The 18426-nt window shown below is 64.4% G+C and carries 19 protein-coding genes; 9 read left to right on the forward strand and 10 right to left on the reverse strand.

The features are described 5' to 3' along the window. Window position 1 precedes the first annotated feature (1 nt). From ACFFNA_RS24795 to deoA, 4 genes are all read left to right on the forward strand, one after another. Entirely contained in the window at window positions 2-973 is a 972-nt protein-coding gene (locus ACFFNA_RS24795; RefSeq protein ID WP_111548745.1) for an ABC transporter permease, read from the forward strand. A gap of 164 nt (window positions 974-1137) precedes the next feature. After that, on the forward strand, window positions 1138-1530 hold the full coding sequence (cdd, locus tag ACFFNA_RS24800) for a cytidine deaminase (protein ID WP_378922608.1): 393 nt from the start codon (window positions 1138-1140) through the stop codon (window positions 1528-1530). A gap of 47 nt (window positions 1531-1577) precedes the next feature. Further along, window positions 1578-2387: a purine-nucleoside phosphorylase gene (locus ACFFNA_RS24805; RefSeq protein ID WP_378922349.1), complete on the forward strand. Its 810-nt coding sequence runs from the start codon at window positions 1578-1580 to the stop codon at window positions 2385-2387. Continuing rightward, on the forward strand, window positions 2387-3706 hold the full coding sequence (gene deoA, locus ACFFNA_RS24810) for a thymidine phosphorylase (protein ID WP_378922351.1): 1320 nt from the start codon (window positions 2387-2389) through the stop codon (window positions 3704-3706). Before ACFFNA_RS24805 ends, deoA begins: the two co-directional genes overlap by 1 nt. Window positions 3707-3764: 58 nt before the next feature. On the opposite strand, the gene ACFFNA_RS24815 is transcribed toward deoA, so the two are convergent. The 3 genes from ACFFNA_RS24815 to ACFFNA_RS24825 all read right to left on the reverse strand — a co-directional run bounded on the left by ACFFNA_RS24815 (window position 3765) and on the right by ACFFNA_RS24825 (window position 6174). Further along, the gene (locus ACFFNA_RS24815) at window positions 3765-4328 is read right to left on the reverse strand and encodes a TIGR02281 family clan AA aspartic protease (protein ID WP_378922353.1); all 564 of its coding nucleotides are present in this window, start codon (window positions 4326-4328) and stop codon (window positions 3765-3767) included. A 95-nt stretch (window positions 4329-4423) separates the two neighbouring features. Continuing rightward, the gene (gene upp / locus ACFFNA_RS24820; protein WP_111548750.1) at window positions 4424-5053 is read right to left on the reverse strand and encodes a uracil phosphoribosyltransferase; all 630 of its coding nucleotides are present in this window, start codon (window positions 5051-5053) and stop codon (window positions 4424-4426) included. A 146-nt stretch (window positions 5054-5199) separates the two neighbouring features. After that, window positions 5200-6174: an adenosine deaminase gene (locus tag ACFFNA_RS24825; RefSeq protein ID WP_378922356.1), complete on the reverse strand. Its 975-nt coding sequence runs from the start codon at window positions 6172-6174 to the stop codon at window positions 5200-5202. A gap of 134 nt (window positions 6175-6308) precedes the next feature. Here ACFFNA_RS24825 and ubiE point away from each other — a divergent pair, with 134 nt between their 5' ends. From ubiE to coaBC, 3 genes are all read left to right on the forward strand, one after another. Further along, window positions 6309-7085, forward strand: a complete 777-nt coding sequence (ubiE, locus tag ACFFNA_RS24830; protein ID WP_111548752.1) for a bifunctional demethylmenaquinone methyltransferase/2-methoxy-6-polyprenyl-1,4-benzoquinol methylase UbiE — start codon at window positions 6309-6311, stop codon at window positions 7083-7085. A gap of 70 nt (window positions 7086-7155) precedes the next feature. Next, entirely contained in the window at window positions 7156-8730 is a 1575-nt protein-coding gene (ubiB, locus tag ACFFNA_RS24835; RefSeq protein ID WP_378922358.1) for a 2-polyprenylphenol 6-hydroxylase, read from the forward strand. 93 nt (window positions 8731-8823) lie between these two features. Further along, window positions 8824-10296 (forward strand): bifunctional phosphopantothenoylcysteine decarboxylase/phosphopantothenate--cysteine ligase CoaBC, encoded by a 1473-nt coding sequence (gene coaBC / locus ACFFNA_RS24840; protein WP_378922360.1) that lies wholly within the window; start codon window positions 8824-8826, stop codon window positions 10294-10296. 50 nt (window positions 10297-10346) lie between these two features. On the opposite strand, the gene ACFFNA_RS24845 is transcribed toward coaBC, so the two are convergent. Next, window positions 10347-10922 (reverse strand): invasion associated locus B family protein, encoded by a 576-nt coding sequence (locus ACFFNA_RS24845; protein WP_378922362.1) that lies wholly within the window; start codon window positions 10920-10922, stop codon window positions 10347-10349. Window positions 10923-11216: 294 nt separating this feature from the next. Then, window positions 11217-11561, reverse strand: a complete 345-nt coding sequence (locus tag ACFFNA_RS24850) for a hypothetical protein (RefSeq protein WP_378922364.1) — start codon at window positions 11559-11561, stop codon at window positions 11217-11219. A gap of 108 nt (window positions 11562-11669) precedes the next feature. On the opposite strand from ACFFNA_RS24850, the gene ACFFNA_RS24855 reads away from it, so the two are divergent. After that, window positions 11670-12146, forward strand: a complete 477-nt coding sequence (locus tag ACFFNA_RS24855; protein WP_378922366.1) for an NUDIX hydrolase — start codon at window positions 11670-11672, stop codon at window positions 12144-12146. Window positions 12147-12257: 111 nt separating this feature from the next. Here ACFFNA_RS24855 and ACFFNA_RS24860 read toward each other — a convergent pair whose 3' ends face one another. The 5 genes from ACFFNA_RS24860 to ACFFNA_RS24880 form a co-directional block, all read right to left on the reverse strand. After that, the gene (locus ACFFNA_RS24860; RefSeq protein ID WP_378922368.1) at window positions 12258-13106 is read right to left on the reverse strand and encodes a citryl-CoA lyase; all 849 of its coding nucleotides are present in this window, start codon (window positions 13104-13106) and stop codon (window positions 12258-12260) included. Beyond that, window positions 13103-14287, reverse strand: coding sequence for a CaiB/BaiF CoA transferase family protein (locus ACFFNA_RS24865; RefSeq protein WP_378922370.1), 1185 nt, complete (start codon window positions 14285-14287; stop codon window positions 13103-13105). The genes ACFFNA_RS24860 and ACFFNA_RS24865 overlap by 4 nt, the downstream gene beginning before the upstream one ends. 15 nt (window positions 14288-14302) lie before the next feature. Next, entirely contained in the window at window positions 14303-15826 is a 1524-nt protein-coding gene (locus tag ACFFNA_RS24870) for a tripartite tricarboxylate transporter permease (RefSeq protein WP_378922372.1), read from the reverse strand. A gap of 4 nt (window positions 15827-15830) precedes the next feature. Beyond that, window positions 15831-16367 carry a tripartite tricarboxylate transporter TctB family protein gene (locus ACFFNA_RS24875; protein WP_378922374.1) on the reverse strand — a complete coding sequence of 179 codons (537 nt, stop codon included), beginning with the start codon at window positions 16365-16367 and terminating at the stop codon, window positions 15831-15833. Between the two features lie 125 nt (window positions 16368-16492). Further along, window positions 16493-17470 carry a Bug family tripartite tricarboxylate transporter substrate binding protein gene (locus ACFFNA_RS24880; protein ID WP_378922376.1) on the reverse strand — a complete coding sequence of 326 codons (978 nt, stop codon included), beginning with the start codon at window positions 17468-17470 and terminating at the stop codon, window positions 16493-16495. A 184-nt stretch (window positions 17471-17654) separates the two neighbouring features. Here ACFFNA_RS24880 and ACFFNA_RS24885 point away from each other — a divergent pair, with 184 nt between their 5' ends. Then, the gene (locus tag ACFFNA_RS24885) at window positions 17655-18425 is read left to right on the forward strand and encodes an IclR family transcriptional regulator (RefSeq protein WP_378922378.1); all 771 of its coding nucleotides are present in this window, start codon (window positions 17655-17657) and stop codon (window positions 18423-18425) included. The last annotated feature ends 1 nt before the right edge of the window (window position 18426 follow it).

Genomic DNA, 18426 nt, shown 5'->3' on the forward strand with positions numbered 1-18426 from the left:
AATGGATGTGTTCAACGCAATCGTCCAGACATTGGACTCGACCATCCGCCTCTCGGTGCCGCTGCTGCTCGCCTGCCTCGCCGGCCTCTATTCGGAACGCGCCGGCATCTTCGACATCGGCCTCGAAGGCAAGATGCTGGTCGGCGCCTTCGCGGGTGCGGCGGCGGCTTCCGTGTTCCATTCGGCCTTTCTCGGCCTCGGCATGGCCATCCTGATCTCGGTCGCGTTTGCCATGATCCACGGCTTTGCCTCGATCACCCATCGCGGCAACCAGATCGTCTCCGGCGTGGCGATCAATTTCATCGCCGCCGGATCGACCATCATCCTCGGCCAGGCCTGGTTCCAGCAAGGCGGGCGCACGCCTGCGCTGCAACCAGGTGAGCGCTTCGAGGCCATCACGTGGCCTGGCGCCGGTGCCATCCACGATGTGCCGATCCTAGGGCCGATCTATTCGGAACTGATCTCCGGCCACTCGATCCTGGTCTATCTCGCTTTCCTGATGGTGCCGTTCACCTGGTGGGTGCTGTTTCGCACCCGCTTCGGCCTGCGGCTGCGCGCCGTCGGCGAGAACCCGGCCGCGGTCGACACCGCCGGCATTTCCGTCGCCTGGCTGCGCTACCGGGCGCTGATCTGCACCGGCGTGCTGACCGGCATCGCCGGCGCCTATCTGTCGATGGTGCAGAATGGCGGCTTCGTGAAGGACATGACCGCCGGCAAGGGCTACATCGCGCTGGCGGCGCTGATCTTTGCCAAATGGAAGCCGGTCAACGCCATGTTCGCCTGCTTGCTGTTCGGTTTCCTCGACGCACTGTCGATCCGCCTGCAAGGCTCGCCGCTACCCATCATCGGCAAGGTGCCAGTGCAGTTCATGCAGGCGCTGCCCTACATCCTCACCGTCATCCTGCTTGCCGGTTTCATTGGCAAGGCGATCCCGCCGCGCGCCGGCGGCGTGCCTTACGTCAAGGAACGCTGAGCTCGGCTCAGGCCAAGGCATGTCGCTCAAAAGTGGCCCCGGTTTTGAGACAACGACATGCGTAGAAAAAGGACTTAAAGCACGTCGCAAGAATCCGTTTCGACGCGACGCGCTCTAAGCGGGAGTGCCGGGTTTTGGACATGATCATCGGAGAGAACGAACTAATGTCGCATGATCTGTTCGAAGCGGCCAAAGCTGCCATGTCCAAGGCCTATGCGCCCTATTCGAAGTTTCCGGTGGGCGCCGCCTTGCGCACCGAGGACGGGCGCGTCTTTGCCGGCGCCAATGTCGAAATCGCCTCCTATCCGGAAGGCTGGTGCGCCGAGACCACCGCGCTTGGTCACTACATCATGGGTGGCGGCGGCAAGATCGTGGAAATCGCCGTCCTTGCCGAACGCATGGCGAAATGCTCGCCTTGCGGCGGCTGCCGGCAGCGGCTGGCCGAATTCTGCCGGCCGGAAACAAAACTCTATCTCTGCGACAATGCCGGCGTGGCCGAGACCGTGACCATGGGCGAGATGCTGCCCTACGGTTTCCGCGGCGACATTTTGAAATGAAGACCTGGTTGAAATGAAGAACTGGCTGAAATGAAGAGTTGGCTGCAATGACGGAAAAGGCGCTGGACCATCTCGTCGAACGGCTGGACGGCCTTGCGCCGTCGACCGCACTGGTGCTGGGTTCGGGCCTGGGCGGGCTGGTCGACCAGATCGAGGATCCGATCCGCGTTTCCTACGCCGACCTGCCGGGCTTTCCCAGAAGCGGCGTCACCGGCCATGCCGGCGAAGTGGTGGCGGGGCTGTTTGCCGGCGTGCCGGTGCTGATGCTGTCCGGCCGCGCCCACTACTACGAGCACGGCAACGCGGCTGCGATGCGGCCGGCACTGGAAGTGCTTGCCGGTATCGGCATCACGAAACTGATCCTCACCAATGCCGCCGGCTCGGTCGATCCCGACATGCCGCCGGGCTCGGTCATGCTGATATCGGACCACATCAATTTCTCGGGCACCAATCCGCTGATTGGCGAGCCCAGCGACCGCCGCTTTGTCGGCCTGACCGAAGCCTATGACGCCGGCATCCGCAAGACGATCGAACGCGCGGCGAAGGCGACCGGCACAGCACTTCACAAGGGCGTCTACATGTGGTTCTCGGGCCCTTGCTTCGAAACCCCCGCCGAAATCCGCATGGCGCGCATCATGGGCGCCAATGCGGTCGGCATGTCGACCGTGCCGGAGGTCATTCTTGCCCGCTTCCTCGGACTGCGCGTCGCCGCCTGCTCGGTCATCACCAATTTGGCGGCCGGCATGACCGGCGCCGAGCTTTCGCACCAGGAGACCAAGGACATGGCGCCGGTCGGTGGCGCGCGGCTGGCGACGATCCTGCAGCGCGTGTTCCGCGACGGACTGCTGGAGAGCTGATGCTTCCCCAGGAAATCATCCGACGCAAGCGCGATGGCCTGAAACTGTCGGCGCAGGAGATCGCCGGCTTCGTCGAGGGCGTCACCGAAGGGGTCGTTTCGGACGGCCAGGTCGGCGCCTTCGCCATGGCGGTGTTCTTCAACGGTATGAGCCGCGACGAGGCCGTGGCGCTGACACTGGCGATGCGCGATTCCGGTGACGTGCTCGACTGGTCGGACCTGCCCGGCCCGGTCACCGACAAGCATTCGACAGGCGGCGTCGGCGACAATGTTTCGCTGATGCTGGCGCCGATCGTCGCCGCCTGCGGCGCTTATGTGCCGATGATTTCCGGCCGTGGCCTTGGCCATACCGGCGGCACGCTGGACAAGATGGATGCCATCCCCGGCTATGCCAGCCAGCCCGATATCGCGCTGTTTCGCAAGGCTGTGCTTGAAACCGGTTGCGCCATCATCGGCCAGACCGCCGACCTCGCGCCGGCCGATCGCCGGCTCTACGCGATCCGCGATGTCACCGGCACGGTCGAATCGGTGCCGCTGATCACCGCTTCGATCCTGTCGAAGAAGCTGGCGGCCGGGCTGCAATCGCTGGTGCTCGACGTCAAGGTCGGCAACGGCGCCTTCATGGAAAAGTCACGCGATGCGACCGCACTCGCCAGCAGCCTTGTCGAGATCGCCAATGGTGCCGGGTTGAAGGCCTCGGCGTTGATCACCGGCATGAACGAGCCGCTGGCGTCGGCCGCCGGCAACGCCGTCGAGGTGCGCAACGCCGTCGATTTCCTCACCGGCCGTCTTCGTGATCGTCGGCTGGAAGACGTGACGCTGGCGCTCGCCGCCGAGATGCTGCAGTCGGCAGGACTGGTGTCGTCCAACCAGGATGGCATGCGGCGCGCCACTGAGACGCTTGCCAGCGGCCGCGCCGCCGCCACTTTCGCGCGCATGGTCGCCGCGCTCGGCGGCCCCGCCGATTTCATCGAGAAGCCGGAAAAATACCTGCCGAAAGCGGCGACCGAGTTTGCCGTCAAGGCGTCCGAAAACGGCTTCGTCACCGGCATAGCGACCCGCGACATCGGGCTCGCGGTGGTTGGCCTGGGAGGCGGACGCACGCGGCCGGACGACAAGGTCGACCCCGCGGTCGGTATCACCAGGCTGCTGCCGGTCGGCGCGGAGGTTCGGACTGGCGAGCCGCTGGCGCTGGTCCATGCCCGCTCATTGGCCGATGCCGAGGCGGCCGCCGCCGCCGTGATTTCGGCCTATGCGATTGGGGCTTCGAAGCCGGCCGCCGACAAGTCGGTCATCCGGCGGATTCTTCCGCGCGGATAGAGCGGGTCATCGCAATTCCGGACGGAAAACCGTTTCACACTTTCCTGGAATGCTCTCGCTACTGAACGAGAAGCAGCGTGCCGTTCTCAGCCTGGAATTTGCCAAGCCGATTGAGGAAGCTCATGCCGATCAGATTGGTGTGCAGCGCCCTGTCGTCGAGCACGATGGTCTGGACGTCGTTGACCGTGATGCTGCCGATCTGCAGGCGGTCGATCATTGCCACGGCCGCCTTGATCGAGCCATTGGCGGTGCTGACCTCGTGACTGAAGTCGGCAGGGTTCAGCGACAGGCCGATCCTGCGTGCCGTCGAGGTGTTGATGGCAACCAGCGTGGCGCCGGTGTCGACCATGCCGTCGACCTGACGTCCGTTGAGCTTGAAGGCCGACGAGAAATGTCCGCGCTCGTCTGCCGTAACGATGACCTTGCGGCCAAGCGCCAGCGGCGTGGCCGGCTTGCCGGGCACCGATGCCAGATTGACGTCCGGCTGGACTTCGACCGCAGGTTTGCTCGTCGCCGCCGATTTCAGCAGGTTTTCGATGATTTGCGGATTCGACTGATACACGATCGGTATCGATGCCGATGTACCGGCGAAAACGCCAAGGATGAGAAGCTTGCGCAGCATGGATCGGCCTTCGTGACGGCCGATCCTTAAGCCCGCATGGTGTTTGCCGCTTTAACGTGCGCCAAAACCACGCCTTTGCGTAAACAATTGGTAAATTACTTGGTCCCGTACATACGATCGCCGGCATCGCCGAGGCCGGGCATGATGTAGCCCTTCTCGTTGAGCTGGCGGTCGATGGAGGCGGTGAAGACGGGAACGTCTGGATGCGCCTTGGTGAAGCGCTCGATGCCTTCGGGTGCCGCCAGCAGGCAGAGGAAGCGGATGTTGGTGGCGCCGCGCTCTTTCAATTTGTCGACCGCCGCGATCGCCGAATTGGCGGTGGCCAGCATCGGATCGACGACGATAACCAGCCGGTCGGCGAGGTCGCTCGGCGCCTTGAAGAAATACTCGACCGCCTCCAGCGTTTCGTGATCGCGGTAGAGGCCGACATGGGCGACGCGGGCCGCCGGCACCAGGTCGAGCAGGCCTTCCAGCAAGCCGTTGCCGGCGCGCAACACCGAGGCGAAGACCAGCTTCTTGCCCTCCAGCGTCGGCGCTTCCATCGTCTCCATCGGTGTCTCGATCGATGTCGTCGTCAGTTCGAGGTTGCGGGTGACCTCGTAGCCGAGCAGCAGCGAGATCTCGCGCAGCAGCCGCCTGAAGCCGGCCGTCGAGGTCTCCTTCTTGCGCATGATGGTCAGCTTGTGCTGGACAAGCGGATGGTCGACGACGGTGACGCCCTGCATGGTGTTCTCCTGATGCCTGCGCCCGAAAGTGCACGCATGGTCCTCTCGGACGCACCGCGCTTCAAGCTGCTTGAGCGAACCCTAGCGGCAATGCGCCGGCCAAGGAACCGCTTGGCCTGCACCGACCACAGCTTTGTCGGAAGAAATCAGCGAGCGGCGCCGTTGAGGCGGGCAAGAAGCGCGGTCTTGGTCTTTCGGTCGACGAAAGCGGCCTCGATGGCCGTTCTGGTGACGGCAGTCAGCGCCTTTTCGTTCATCGAGAAATGCTCGGCGGCGATGTCATATTCGCGCTTCAGCGAGGTCCAGAAATAGGGCGGATCGTCGGAATTGAGCGTCACCTTGCAGCCGGCCGCCTGCAGGGTCGGAAAGGGGTGGTCGGCGAAACTGTCGAACACCTTGAGCGCGATGTTGGAACCGGGGCAGCACTCCAGCACGACGCCCTCATCAGCAATGCGCCGGACAAGGTCCGGGTTTTCGATGGCGCGCACGCCATGGCCGATGCGGGAGGGACGGATGTGATCAAGCGCCGCCTTGACGGTCTCCCAGCCTGTCAGTTCGCCGGCATGGATGGTGATGCCGAGCCCGGCCTCGCGCGCGATCTCGAAGGCCCTGACATAGTCCTCCATGTCGCCGATGCGCTCGTCGCCGGCGACGCCGAAGCCGGTGACCAGCGGATGCCCGCAGCGCGCCGCGAAGCGCGCCGCCTGCTCGATCGACTCGACGCCGACATGGCGCACCCCGGTGATGATCATGCGGCCCTCGATGCCGGTCTTGGCCTTGGCCCGGGCCATGCCTTCGCCAAGCGCGTCTGTATAGGCCTTGGGCGACAGCCCGGCCTTCTTGGCATGGTCGGGCGAAGTGAACACCTCGGAATAGATGGCACCGTCGCGGGCGAGGCTGGTCAGATAATGGTCGGCCAGCCGCGCATAGTCCTCCTCCGTCCGGAACAGATCGGAGGAGAAATCGTAGGCCGCGAGGAAGGATGTGAAATCATGCCAGACGAAGGAACCGTCCTGGATATAGGGCGAGGTATCCTTGCCGTATTTCTGCGCCTGGCGGATGACGAGTTCGGGCGCCGCTGCCCCTTCAATGTGGCAGTGCAATTCCGCTTTCAAAGGCATTCAATCATCCCGTCTGTCAGTCCAGGTCTTGAAAACCCAACACCTGGAAGCGCGGCTGAACACCGCGCCTTAAACAATAGCGCCCGCACCATCGATCGGCTATGGTCCCGCCGGTTTTATGACGGATCAAAAAAATGTCAGTTGAGAGAACCACGGCCGCGGGCGGCATGGAAACCTCCTATGGTTTCAAGCGTGTAGGGGCTGGCGACAAGCAGTCCCTGGTCAACGATGTTTTCCACAAGGTCGCCAACCGCTACGACCTGATGAACGATCTGATGTCGGCTGGCCTGCACCGGCTGTGGAAGGATGCCATGGTCACCTGGCTCAATCCTCCAAAAAGGATGGGCTGGCGCGTGCTCGACGTTGCCGGTGGCACCGGCGACATAGCCTTCCGCATCGTCGATGCCAGCCACGGCAATGCCCATGCCACCGTGCTCGACATCAATGGCTCGATGCTTGCCGTTGGCCGCGACCGTGCCGAGAAGAAAGGCCTGTCCGGCAACACCGACTTCGTCGAGGCCAACGCCGAGGAACTGCCCTTTGCCGACGCTACGTTCGACGCCTACACCATCGCTTTCGGCATTCGCAACGTGCCGCGCATCGATGTCGCGCTCAGTGAAGCGTTCCGCGTGCTGAAGCCGGGCGGCCGGTTCCTGTGCCTCGAATTTTCCGAAGTCGAGATGCCGCTGCTCGACAAGGCCTACGAAGCCTGGTCGTTCAACGCCATTCCAAAGATCGGCAAGATGGTCACCGGCGACGGCGAACCCTATTCCTATCTGGTCGAATCGATTGCCAGGTTTCCCAACCAGCAGAATTTCGCGACGATGATTTCCCGAGCCGGCTTCGATCGCGTCTCCTTCCGCAACTATTCCGGTGGCATCGCGGCACTTCATTCGGGCTGGAAGCTTTGAGGCTGGACCGCATTTCTCACAGTCGATGTGCGCTATGCCGGTTCGAAGAACCGGTAGGACGGGCACGGCCATGAGTACCGTCAGCGCTGGATTTCGGCTCATGCGGGCCGGCTGGGTGCTGGTGCGCGAAGGCGTCGTCGCCGCCTTGCCGGGCGAGGAATTGTCCGGCCTGCCGAAGTTCGGCTGGCGCCTGGCGCGGCTGTTCACCCGCCGCCGCGCGCTGGCCTATGAGCGCAGCGACCGGCTGGCCAAGGCGGTCGTCCGGCTCGGGCCGTCCTATGTCAAGCTCGGCCAGTTCTTGGCGACACGGCCCGACGTCGTCGGCAACGACATGGCGCTCGATCTCGCCATGTTGCAGGACAAGATGCACACCTTTCCGAGAGCCGAGGCGATCACGGCAATCGAGGCTTCGCTCGGGCGCAAGGTCGGCGATCTCTACGCGCAATTCGGCGACCCGGTCGCAGCCGCTTCCATCGCCCAGGTCCATGCTGCCGACACGGTCCATGACGGCATAGCCACAAAGGTAGCGGTGAAGGTGATCCGGCCGGGCGTGCGCCGCCGCTTCTTCCAGGATCTCGAAAGCTATTTCCTCGCGGCCCACCTGCAGGAGAAATACATCCCGTCGTCGCGCCGGCTACGACCGGTCGAGGTCACCGAGACGCTGGCGCAGACCACCAAGGTCGAGATGGATCTCCGCCTCGAGGCGGCCGCCCTTTCGGAGCTCGGCGAAAACACCAGGGATGATCCCGGCTTTCGCGTGCCATCCGTCGACTGGGAGCGCACCGGCCGCGACGTGCTGACCATGGAGTGGGTCGACGGCGTCAAGATGAACGACATTGCCGGCCTTGCCACTGCCGGTCATGACCTGAAGACGATCGCGGCCAACCTCATCCAGTCGTTCCTGCGCCACACGCTTCGCGACGGCTTCTTCCACGCCGACATGCATCCGGGCAACTTGTTCGTCGAAGCAAACGGCACCATCGTCGCCGTCGATCTCGGCATTGCCGGCAGGCTCGGCAAGAAGGAGCGCCGCTTCCTCGCCGAAATCCTCTACGGCTTCATCACGCGCGACTATCTGCGTGTCGCCGAAGTGCATTTCGAGGCCGGCTATGTGCCGCGCCAGCACAATGTCGCGGCCTTCGCGCAAGCAATCCGGGCGATCGGTGAGCCGATCCACGGCCAGCCAGCCGAGACCATTTCGATGGCGAAGCTTTTGACGCTGCTGTTCGAAGTGACCGAACTCTTCGACATGGCGGCGCGGCCGGAATTGATCCTGCTGCAGAAGACCATGGTGGTGGTCGAGGGCGTGGCACGCACGCTCGACCCGGCCTTCAACATGTGGAAGACGGCCGAACCGGTGGTTGGCGGCTGGATCGCCGGCAATCTCGGCCCGCGTGGCATGATGATCGATGCACGCGATGGCGCCAAGGCGCTGCTGACGCTGGCCCGCCAGGCGCCCGAACTTGCGGCGCGCACCGATCGGCTATCACGCGAGATCGACCTGATGGCCGAGCACGGCCTGCGCTTCGACGAGACCACCGCCCGCGCCATCGGCAAGGCTGAGGCGCGCTACAGCCGCTCCGGCCGCCTGGCACTGTGGGTGATCGCGCTAACGCTGGTCTATATCGCCTGGAAGCTCGTATAGCGCCCAGCCACATCGGGATTCGGTTCCGCAACTTGCAGCGATCTGATTGCATTGCTATCATTGCGATCGGAAGCCGCAGCCGGGTGCAATCATATGGCCAGCATTACGATCCGCAACCTGGACGATGAGGTCAAGGAACTGCTGCGCCGCCTGGCGGCGGAAAACGACCGCTCCATGGAGGAGCAGGCGCGGGTCATGATCCGAGCCGCCGTTGACGGGCAGATCGGTCCTGTGGGTCGCATCGACCAGATCGAGAAAACCCTCCGCGACCTGACCAGTTCGCACAACCTCGCGGTGCCAATCGCTGCGGCGCCAGGCAAGATCGTGCCGCGCGGCAGCCTCTCCGGCAAGCGCATCCTGCTCATCATCGGCGGCGGCATCGCCGCCTACAAGGCGCTGGATCTGATCCGCCGGCTGCGCGAGCGAGGCGCTGCGGTGCGGGTGGTCATGACATCAGCCGCGCAGGAATTCGTCACCACGCTGTCGGTGGGCGCGCTCTCCGCCGACCATGTCTTCACCGAACTGTTCGACCGCAATGACGAACACGATGTCGGCCACATCAGGCTGTCGCGCGAGGCCGACCTGCTGGTGGTGGCGCCCGCCACCGCCGACCTGATGGCCAAGCTTGCCAACGGCCATGCCAACGATCTTGCCTCGACGGTGCTGATCGCCACCGACAAGCCGGTGTTGATGGCGCCAGCCATGAACCCAAAAATGTGGGCGCATCCGGCGACACGTCGTAATCGCGCGACGCTAGGCAAGGACGGTATTGCCTTCGTCGGTCCGGCCAAAGGCGAGATGGCCGAAAGCCATGAGGCGGGCGAAGGTCGCATGGCCGAGCCGCTGGAGATCGTCGCCGCCATCGAGGCGCTGCTCGATGTCAGCCCCAAGCCGCTGTCGGGACGCAGGATCATCGTCACCTCCGGCCCGACGCATGAGCCGATCGACCCGGTGCGCTATATCGCCAACCGTTCGTCGGGCAAGCAGGGCCATGCCATTGCGGCGGCACTGGCCAGGCTCGGCGCCGATGTGCGGCTCGTCTCCGGTCCGGTCACCATTGCCGATCCCGCCGGCGTGAAGACCATCCATGTCGAACGGGCGCAAGAGATGCGCGACGCGGTGGAGCAGCTTCTGCCTGCGGACGCGGCGGTGTTCGTCGCCGCCGTTGCCGACTGGCGCAGCGAGAACTCGGCCGGTGAGAAGATCAAGAAGGTCGCGGGCGAAGGACCGCCGGTGCTGCGCATGGTCGAGAATCCCGACATTCTCGCTGGGGTTGGCCATCACAGCCAGCGACCCGGCCTTGTGATTGGCTTCGCCGCCGAGACACAAGATCTCTTGCGCAACGCCGAGGCCAAGCTTCGCAAGAAGGGCGCCGATTTCATCGTTGCAAACGACGTGTCACACGAAAGCGGCATCGGTCCTTCGGGCGTGATGGGCGGTGATCGCAATCGGGTGCGGATCGTGTCCAAGGCCGGCGTCGAGGAATGGCCCGAGATGAGCAAGGACGAGGTGGCTGCGCGGCTCGCCGCCCTGATCGCCGAACGGTTGAAAACGATCGTCGTTTGATTAGTGGCGCCGGAACGGCGGCGCGCTTCAGGTCATCCGGCTCTGCGCGGTCAATTGGCCAAAAGCTCCGCGGTTCGGGCAAGTGCGCCGGCAAAACCGTTGAGCGGAATGGAAAAGCTCACCGCTTGTTCGGTGTCGGCCGCGAAGGCATCGATCTTCAGGGTGGTGCCTGACTTCAGCAGCGGCGTGAGAGCCGCATCGAACGCCACCGGCACCAGGCAGCCAACAACCTGGCAGGTGTTGAACGGCAGGCTGCCATCCAGCTTCTGGTCGTCGATGGACATGCTGACACCCTTGGCCAGCGCCAGGCCGAACGGCAGCGCGAGCGTACCGGTGGCATCGTCGCCGGTCTTGCTCGACAGCTCGATCGCCAGCAGGCGCTGGTTGTTTTGCTTGTTGAATTGCTGATGCGACAGGCTGCAGGTCTTGGTCGCGCCTGATATCTGGCAATTGACCGTCCAGTCGCCATGGGTTTCTGACAGCGCCGACGCTCCGCCAGGCAGTTGCGGCGCATCGGCGGCGGGCGCCACCACCGCCTTGTCGGTCTTGGTTTGCGCCGCCACGGCCGGCACACCGACGACGCAGGCAACACCCAGCACTGCCACGAAATACGCGTACTTCCTCATCAAGACCCCTCCCGCCCGGCTCCGCCTGGGCCAGCTGGATGCTGACCTTGAGAGACGCACCGATCGCGTGCTGTTTAACCGTTTCGCCGGAGGCGCCATCATACCTGACGAACAGTCGGCGCCGTTGACGCCATTCCGCTCAAGGCCGGCGCCGGCCCGATAGAGCGGCGAATCGGCCGCTTCCGTCAAGTGCAATGCGGGGTTGCCAGGCAGATTCTCCGCCGCGGTCGCTTCGATCAGCGCCGAGATATGGCACAGCCGGACAGACGCCCTATATTAAGGCCATGATTTCTTTCACGCGGGAATGAGCGGATGACGGCGCTTCGACCATCGATGGTTTTCACATCGGCAATGCTGGCCACGGCGATGCTGGTCGGCGTTTGCCTGCCCGCTTCCGCGCAGGCCCTCAATTCCCTCACCGGCAACAACGCACTGATCCGGCAGAACGACCTGCAAATCCTGCAGAACAGGGTGCAGCGGCAGCAATACCAGCAGCAACAGCAGCAGTATCGTGCCCAGGACCGCCAGATCGTCCAGCAGCCGCAACCGGTGGTGCCACAATTCAAGCCAGGCTGCACCACGCAGATAATCGGCAGCACCGCCGTGAGCAATTGCCGCTGACAAGCCGGCGTTTTTCATTTATTAGCCGACTTATGTATTCGGAGTGTCTTTCGGCACACGCGAAAGTTTTGGTTTTGCAAGGGTGCTCTGTCGCGCTATTCGGCATTGCATCGACTGGATCCACGAATGGCAGCCACCAAGAAAAAGGCCGTGCGTAAGGCAAAGAAAGGCGAGAGTATCCGTCAGGTGGCGGCGATTCCGTTTCGGCTGAACGCGCGCGGCGATGTCGAGGTGATGCTGGTTACGTCGCGAACCACAAGACGCTTCATCGTCCCCAAGGGCTGGCCAATGAAGGGCAAGAGCGGACGCAAGGCGGCCACCATCGAGGCGCGAGAGGAAGCCGGCGTGCTCGGCAAGACGCTGAAGGAACCGGCGGGCACCTATTCCTACTGGAAACGACTGGCCAACCGCTTCGTCCGCGTCGACGTCGTCGTCTATCTGCTGGAAGTCACCGAGGAACTGGCCGACTGGCAGGAAGCCAAACGGCGGCAGCGGGCCTGGCTGCCGCCCGCCGATGCGGCCCTGCTGATCGATGAGCCAGACCTTTCGACCCTGGTGGCGACCTTGACGATTGCCCGGCCTGAACCGCTCAACCCCGCCTGAGGTTAGAGCAATTCCAGGAAAAGTGTGAAACGGTTTTCCGTCCGGAATTGCGTCAAAACAGAGAGATGGAGCGGTTCACCGTTTCCGTGAAACGGTGAACCGCTCTGGACCTCACTCGCTCGTGTCGCCCCCTTCGGGTAAGGGGCGCGCCGGCGCACCGGTATAGGCCCACAACCATTCACGCGGCAACGGACCCTTGTTTCGCTCGGCTTGCTGCGACTGTTCCCAGGCATGCGCCAGGATGCCGACCGAGCGCGACAGCACGAAAAGCCCGCGCGTCAGCGGCGGCGGGAAGCCGAGTTCGCCATAGATGACGGCAGTGGCGCCATCGATGTTGAGCGGTATCTTTTTCCCCTTGCGCCGCGCGACTGCCGCTTCCACCGCCTCGGCGATGTCGGCGAGGCGTCCATTGACGACACCACGCGCGGCAAACTCGCGGGTCAGTTCCAGCAGGCGCGGCGCGCGCGGGTCGACCGGATGGAAGCGATGGCCGAGCCCCGGCACATGGCCCTTCTCCCCGGCGAAGAACCGGTCGAGCCGTGCCGAGACGGCTGCATTCAGCGTCATGCCGCCGTCGAGCGCCACGGCGATGTCGCCGTAGAAGGACAGCGCCTGTTCGCCGGCGCCGCCATGCACGTCGCCGAGCACATTGATGGCCGAGGCCATGGCGCTGTTGATGCCGACGCCGCAGGTTGCAGCCATGCGCGCAATCGCGATCGATGGCGCTTGCGGCCCATGGTCGACGGCGGCGCCCAGCGCAATGCCGAGCAGCGCCGCCTGGTCCTCGCTGGGCAATTCGCCACGCAGCATCAGCCAGATCATCGCCGGAAAGCTGACGCGGCCGATCAGATCCTGGATATCGTAGCCGCGCAGCCGGATGATACCGGGCCGCATCTCAATGATGTCGGTCTGCCACCATTCCTCGCCGCGCTCACGGCCGGTCTTCTTCTCGGTGCTCATGCCCGTGCCTTTGCCTTGGCGCGCGGCGGCAGATCGGCGAAAACCTCGTCAATATGCTCGCCCAGCGCCGGTGGCGGCTTCGTCGGCAGAGGTGCCGCGCCATCGACCATGAACCCACCGCGCAGGACAGTCAGTGGCCTGTCCATACCCGGCACGTCTTCAAAATTCGCGGTCACCTGGCGTTCGAGTACTTGCGGCTCGGCCAGCACTTGCGGGATCGTTAGCACCCTGCCCGCCGGCACGCCGGCACGGTTGAGCGTCTCTTCCCAGACCGCCGCCGGGGCGCTGACCAGGGCGTCCTCGATCTCGACTTTGAGCGCCGCTCGGTTGCGCTTGCGCGTCTCGCGCTCGGCAAAGCGCTGATCCAACGCCAGCTCCGGCCGCCCGATCAGCCGGCACAGCGCGACGAACTGCTCCTGCTTGTTGGCGGCGATGTTGAGCAGCCCGTCGCCGGTGCGAAAGGCGCCGGAGGGTGCTGCGGTCATGTTCTCATTGCCCATCGGCTGCGGATCGACGGCCGCGGTCAGGTAGTTGGAGACCGGCCAGCCGAGCGCCGAGAGCGTGCATTCGAGCATCGAGACGTCGAGAAAGGCGCCCTCGCCGCTTGTCTTTTGCCGGACCAGCGCCGAGGCAATGGCGAACGCGCCGACCAGTCCCCCAAGCGTGTCGGCGACCGGATAGCCGACACGCAGCGGCGCCGTTTCCGGCGTGCCGGTGATGCTCATAATCCCGGAAAGCCCCTGGATGATCTGATCATAGGCGGGATTGTCACGCATCGGCCCGGTCTGGCCGAAACCGGATATCGCACAATAGACGAGGCCGGGACGGACCGCCTTCAGTGCCTCGTAGCCAAGGCCAAGCCGATCCATCACGCCGGGGCGGAAATTCTCCACCAGCGCATCGGCACTGGCGACCAGATCGAGGAAGCGCTCGCGATCGGCCGGGTTCTTGAGATCGAGCACCACCGATCGTTTGCCGGCGTTCTGCGCCAGGAACGATGCGCCCATGCCGGCGCTGTTGAGCTTTGGCGAACCGCCAAGTTGGCGTGCCAGGTCGCCGCCTTGCGGGACCTCGACCTTGATCACGTCGGCCCCGAGCAGCGCCAACTGATAGGCACAATAGGGGCCGGCCAGGACGTTGGTCAGGTCGAGGACGCGGATACCGGAAAGCAATTCGGTCATGACAGCTCAAATCGATCAGGCATCGCCCGGCACATGCTCCGGTCCGCGCCGCCGGCGGTGCTCGACATAGGCCCAGATATGCGGCCCGACCAGGCCGATGAAGGCGAGCGTCAGCAGCGTCAGCGACAGCGGATGCTTGTAGAACACCGACCAGTCGCCATTCGAGATGGTCATCGCCCGGCGGAACTGCGTTTCTGCCAGTGGCCCCAGGATCATGCCGATGATGACCGGCGCGGTCGGGAAATCGAAGCGCCGCATCAGGAACCCGGCCGCCCCCAGGAGATAGAGGATGACCAGGTCAATAGGCGATTGCGAGATGCCATAGGTGCCGACCGTAGCGAACACCAGGATGCCGGCATAGAGCTGCGGCGCCGGGATCTTCAACAGCCGCACCCACAGCCCGATCAGTGGCAGGTTGAGGATGACGAGGATGACGTTGGCGATGAACAGGCTGGCGATCAGCCCCCAGACGAGATCGCCCTGCGTGGTCAAAAGCAACGGCCCTGGATTGATGCCATAGCTCTGGAACGCCGACAGCATGATCGCCGCCGTCGCCGAGGTCGGCAGGCCGAGCGTCAGCATCGGCACCAGCACGCCGGCGGCGGACGCGTTGTTGGCGGCTTCCGGGCCGGCAACGCCTTCGATGGCGCCGACCGTGCCGAACTCCTCCTTGTGCTTCGACAGTTTCTTTTCGATGGCGTAGGACAGGAAGGTCGGGATTTCGGCGCCGCCGGCCGGCATGGCGCCGATCGGAAAGCCGATCGCCGCACCGCGCAGCCAGGGTTTCCACGAACGCCCCCATTCGGCTGATGTCATGTAGAGCGAGCCCCTCAGCGGCACGATCTCGTCCTTGCCGGCATAGCGGCGCGAAGCCATGTAGAGTGTCTCGCCGACGGCGAACAGGCCGACGGCGGCGATGATGACGTCGACGCCGTCAAGCAGTTCGGTCATGCCGAAGGTGAAGCGCGGTTGGCCGGTCTGCAGGTCGACGCCGATCATGCCAATGACGAAGCCGGCGAACAGGCTGGTCAGGCCGCGCACGGACGAGGAGCCGAGCACCGCCGAAACCGTGATGAAGGCCAACACCATCAGCGAGAAATATTCGGCCGGGCCGAAGGCCAGTGCGAATTTGACCACCACCGGCGCCAGGAAGGCGACGCCCATCGTGCCGATGGTGCCGGCGACGAAGGAGCCGATGGCCGAGGTGGCAAGTGCCGCACCGCCGCGGCCGGACCGCGCCATCTTGTTGCCTTCCAGCGCGGTGACGATGGTGGCGCTTTCGCCGGGCGTGTTGAGCAGGATCGACGTCGTCGAGCCGCCATACATGGCGCCGTAATAGATGCCGGCAAACAGGATGAAAGAGGCCTCCGGCGCCACCTGGTAGGTGATGGGCAGCAGCAGGGCGATGGTCAGCGCCGGCCCGAGGCCGGGCAGCACACCAATGGCGGTGCCGAGCGTGGTGCCGAGCAGGCACCACAGAAGATTGACCGGGGTGAAGGCAACCGAGAAGCCGTGTGCGAGATGGCCGAGCGTTTCCATGGCGTCAGGCTCCAAACGTGCCGGTGATCGCATCGATCACCGTGTTCAGCTGGTTCTCGATGAAGCCGGCGCCGATGTTGACGCCGAGCGCCCTGGCGAAGCCGAAATAGGCGGCCAGCGCCAGGATCAGGCCGAGCCCGACGTCGCGTAGCGTGCGCTTGCTACCGAAGCCGTAGCAGACGAGAACGAACATGATGACGGATGCCGCCGTGAAGCCGAGCGGCTGGATGAGCAGCAGATTGGCGAGCAGGCCGATGACGACGAAACCCATCGCCTTCCAGTCGGTCGGCGTTTCCCTTTCCTCCTCCGGCTGCCAGCCGCCACGAAGCGCCGCGAGGATGAGCAACAGGGAAAGCACCACCAGACCGACCATGGTGAGGTAGGGAAAAACGGTCGGGCCGACCTTGGAGTAGAGCGGCGACACCGGGATCGCCAGCGTCTGCCAGGCTACGGCGCCGGCGCAGGCCAGAAGCCCGACGCCAATCAACAATTCCGGCACGGCAAGGCGCGACGGCGCCGCCTGCTGGTCACTGCTGCTCATGATTGTCCTCCCCAGGATAGCTGGCCAAGATGCGCGGCACCGCACGGCCGGTCCTCACCGCAGTTTCATGCCGGCTTTGCATTCCATGCGAGAAGGGGCGGCGTGCGCCGCCCCTTTAGGGAAGATCAGGCGAGCCCGAGATCTTTCAGGATGGCCTCGATGCGGGCCGTATCCTCGGTCACGAATTTCGCATAGTCGTCGCCCGTGAGCAGGATCGGCGTCCAGTTGCGGTTCTTGCACTCCGTCGCCCAGGCATCGCTCTTGGCCATGCTCTCGATCAGCGTGATCATCGCCGCCTTGTCGGCATCGGAAACGCCGGGAGGTGCGAAGACGCCGCGCCAGTTGAACAGCTCGACATCGATGCCGGCTTCCTTCAGCGTCGGCGCGTCGATACCGTCCTGGCGCTTATCGGCCGAGATGGCAAGCAGCCGCAGTGCGCCCGCCTTGATCTGCTCGGAGAACTCGCCAAAGCCGGAGATGCCGGCCGCCACCTGGTTGCCGAGCAGTGCCGACAGCGCCTCGCCGCCACCGGCGAACGGGACGTAGGACAGGTTTGTCGCCGGCACGCCGACGGTCTTGGCGATCAGCCCGAACAGGATGTGATCCGAGCCGCCGGCTGAGCCGCCAGCGACAGGAACCTTAGTCGGATCGGCCTTGAGTGCGGCGACGAAATCAGCGGCGGTCTTGAACGGCGACTCCGCCGGCACCACCAAGGCCTCGAACTCGCCGGTGAGGCGCGCGATCGGCGTGACTTGCGTCAGATTGTTGGCAGCCTTGTTGGCGATGATGGCGCCAACCATGACCATGCCGGCAACCATCAGCGAATTGCCCTTGCCGTTCCATTGGTTGATGAACTGCGGCAGCCCGACCGTGCCGCCGGCGCCGCCGACATTGGTGATCTGCGAGCCGGAGATCAGCTTTTCACTGCGCAGCACCTGATCCATCGTGCGCCCTGTCTGATCCCAGCCGCCGCCAGGTGCCGCCGGTACGAAAATCTGGATCTGCGGCGCGCCCTCGGCGAAAGCGGGAGAGAGATGAAGTCCTGCAAAGCCGGCAGCGCCTGCCGCTGCCGTGCTCATCAAAAATCTGCGTCTGTTCAGCATGGGATTCCTCCAGATCACGACACCTCCTCCGGTGCCTGCCAAAACGCGCCTGAATCCAGACCCGTAATCGAGTTCAAGCAGATGTTACCGAGTTCTGTCAACGGGAACGATATTCTACTAGACAGAACGGGTCGGCGGCGCGACAGAGTGGCTCCGCTCGGACCTCTCCGAATTGGGAACCGCAATGGACTCATCAAGCAGATCGGCTGATCCAGCCATCCCGCACGCGGCGGCCGAAGGTGTTGCCGCGCTCGACCGGGCGATCACCATCCTCGATGCCTTCACCACGGCAGACCGGTCGCTCAGCCTGGCCGAAATCGCAACGCGTACCGGCCTCTACAAGAGCACCATCCTGCGGCTTGCGCATTCGCTGTTGCGCGGGCAATTGCTCGAGCGTCTGGACGATGGCCGTTACCGCGTCGGACCCGCCACCTTCCGGCTCGGCGCGCTCTATCAGCGGTCGGTGGTGGCGGTCGACATCCTGTTGCCGATCATGCGCGACCTTTCCGAGCGAAGCTGGGAGAGCGTTGCCTTCTATGTTCGCTCGGGCGACGTCCGCACCTGTCTCTACCGCGTCGAATCCAAGCATCCGATCCGCTACACGATACGTGAAGGCGACGTGCTGCCTTTGCTGGTTGGGTCGGGCGGCCGCGTGCTTGCGGCGTTTTCCGGCCAGCAGGGCGAACCCTACGAGACCATCCGCAAGACCTGCAACTGTCTCGCCGTCGGCGACCGCGACCCCGAGACGGCAGGCGTGTCGGCGCCGGTGTTCGGGCCGGGTCGGGTCCTGCTCGGCGCCTTGACGCTGGCCGGCCCCAGCACGCGCGTCGACGCGGCGTTCCTTCAGCGCATGAAACGCCCGCTGCTCGAGGCAGCGGCGCGCGCCACCCGCGCCTTCGGCGAGGACGCCTCCATGCTTGAGCAGGCGAGCCTCGCCGCGGACGCTGTGTCGTAGC

Origin of the sequence: Mesorhizobium kowhaii, assembly GCF_042431665.1 — a bacterium.
Classification (GTDB): Bacteria; Pseudomonadota; Alphaproteobacteria; order Rhizobiales; family Rhizobiaceae; genus Mesorhizobium; species Mesorhizobium kowhaii.